Source organism: Myxococcus eversor (assembly GCF_010894455.1).
GTDB lineage: Bacteria > Myxococcota > Myxococcia > Myxococcales > Myxococcaceae > Myxococcus > Myxococcus eversor.
Genome location: NZ_JAAIXY010000070.1, coordinates 1 through 1,642, shown reverse-complemented (window position 1 = coordinate 1,642; position 1,642 = coordinate 1). Strand labels below are relative to the sequence as shown.

2 protein-coding genes are annotated in these 1,642 nt (G+C 63.1%); one reads left to right on the top strand and one right to left on the bottom strand.

From position 1 onward, the window contains the following. The first annotated feature begins 694 nt into the window (after positions 1-694). A complete protein-coding gene (locus G4D83_RS45165) occupies positions 695-967 on the top strand; it encodes a hypothetical protein (protein ID WP_163871156.1) in 273 nt (90 codons plus the stop codon). Between the two features lie 84 nt (positions 968-1,051). Here the strand turns inward: G4D83_RS45165 and G4D83_RS45160 are convergent, their stop codons facing one another. Then, positions 1,052-1,252, bottom strand: coding sequence for a hypothetical protein (locus G4D83_RS45160; protein ID WP_163871155.1), 201 nt, complete (start codon positions 1,250-1,252; stop codon positions 1,052-1,054). Between the last annotated feature and the right edge of the window lie 390 nt (positions 1,253-1,642).

Below are 1,642 nucleotides of genomic sequence, written 5' to 3'. Positions count from 1 at the left end.
CGTCGCACGCATCCTCACCGCCGTGATGAGTCTCAGGAAGCAGGAGCGCAACGTGCTCGACTATCTCACCGCCTCCGTCGAAGCTCAGCTCCACGGCACTCCCGCACCCTCACTGCTACCCGGCACGCAACCTCAGTTCACCTTTCCGCCGGCCTGCGCCGTGAACGGTTACCGTTTCGGTTGGAGCGTAGCAGCCATAGGTGTGCAGCGTGGTTCCCGGGTTGAAGAGCGAGGTGTACGTCCTGTTGGTGTCATAGCGGTACGTCTGCTGTCCCCAGTAGAAGGTGTAGGGCGGGACGCCACCGGAGGCCGAGGCGACACAGTCAAGATGCCCACCCGGGGGAGGAGTACAGGTCAAGGACACCACGGGGGCCGCCAGGTTTGTACCCAGGGCCTCGGTCGTGGTGCCTGGCTCCTTGGGGCCAGGTGCGCCAGGGTTCGACTCCAGGTCAGGCTCGCCACCACAGGCGGTCAGCGACAGGCTTGCGGCAAGGACGGCGACAAGGCTCCGGCGGTGCGTCATGGAGTATGGCATTGTGGGTCCTCCAGGGGTGGCGCGACTATGTCTGACCTCGGTATCTGGGAACAGTCGAGTCAGGAATGACATGTTGTGGGAACCCCTTGGTCCGTCGTGGGCTCGTTGGTGCAATGCTGACTGCCCATCCAGCCTGGAATGGGACTCAAGGAGGCGCACATGCAATCCAAGTCGTTTGTTCGTGGACTCGTGCTCGCGGCGGGTCTGCTGTCGGTCGGCTGTGGAGTCGACGTCAACGACCCGGCAAGTCTCGCGACGGAGGGCGCACCCCTCGTGGAGATGTGTACGGCGAGCTACAGGATTACCTACTTCAAGACCAGTGCCCACCTTCAGAAGGTGGCCAGTGGCGTCTGTCGATGTGGACTGGAAGTTCCCGTCATCGAAGATGCGACGCCCTTCTACGAAATCCACAACTACGTTCCCTGTCCGTGATGGGGTTGTATTGAATTGAGGCGGCTCGCCCACGTCTTTCCCGGGGCGAGCCGCTGTCTCGCTGTAAGGTCAATCCCAGATGCGCTACCGGGTGACGGACTCCGCCGAAATCGTGTAGCTCGTGGCCACACCCGTCACGTCGACCCCCGTGAGGTCATTGGTGGGATGGGAGCCGTCGGCGCTGTCCGTGAAGATGTCGATGGTGTCTCCGACCACTTCTTCGCCATCCACCAGCACGGCGAAGAGCGCATCCTGGCCGAAGGAGAGTCTCCATCCATAGGCCACGGAGTTGCTCGAGAGGGCACGAATCCCCCGGCCCCCCGGCGGCACCGGCAACACCCCCCCCAAGGCGGAGGCAGAGGCGGACGAGTACCCGGCGTGTAATGCGAGGCCAACACGCCCCTCCCACTGTCCCAATCGAACCGAACGTCGAGGCTGGCGTAGTCGTAGGTTTTTCCGATGAGTTTGTAGCTTTCGCCTTTCCAGACGACCATCTTGAATCCAGCACCCGGTGGGCTGTTGAAAATGGGCGCGAGGCCGAGGCTATTGTGTTGCGAGGCAGGCTGGTTGATGGACGAGCGCTCCGCCTGGTTGATGGGCATCACCGAGCGCGAGCGTCAGCGAGCGCGCTCGGTGATGGGAGCGGCCTACAGAGCGGCGGCGTCGGTGTCGAGC

Bases quoted from the DNA above. Each gene is read 5' to 3' on its own strand.
- G4D83_RS45165 (WP_163871156.1), top strand. From the start codon at position 695: ATGCAATCCAAGTCGTTTGTTCGTGGACTCGTGCTCGCGGCGGGTCTG.